Source organism: Streptacidiphilus jeojiense, from assembly GCF_000719095.1.
Lineage (GTDB): Bacteria > Actinomycetota > Actinomycetes > Streptomycetales > Streptomycetaceae > Streptacidiphilus > Streptacidiphilus jeojiensis.
The window spans coordinates 1-213 of the sequence record NZ_JOEH01000132.1 but is presented as its reverse complement, the minus strand read 5'-3'; the positions used below and the strand labels follow the sequence as shown (position 1 = coordinate 213).

Annotated in this window: 1 pseudogene; it reads left to right on the top strand. The window is 69.0% G+C overall.

What is annotated here, in order from left to right:
* Positions 1 to 213, top strand: a pseudogene (locus IF29_RS43085) (glucose-6-phosphate isomerase); the annotation flags it as partial.

Here is a 213-nt window from a genome sequence, read left to right as displayed (position 1 = left end):
GTGCCCGGTGTGCACGCGGTGCTGGACAAGATGGCCGGTTTTGCCGACCGGATCCGTTCGGGGCAGTGGACCGGGCACACCGGCCGGCGGATCCGCAACCTCGTCAACATCGGCATCGGCGGCTCGGACCTGGGTCCGGCGATGGCCTACGAGGCGTTGCGCTCGTTCACCGACCGGGACCTGACGGTGCGTTTCGTGTCCAACGTGGACGGC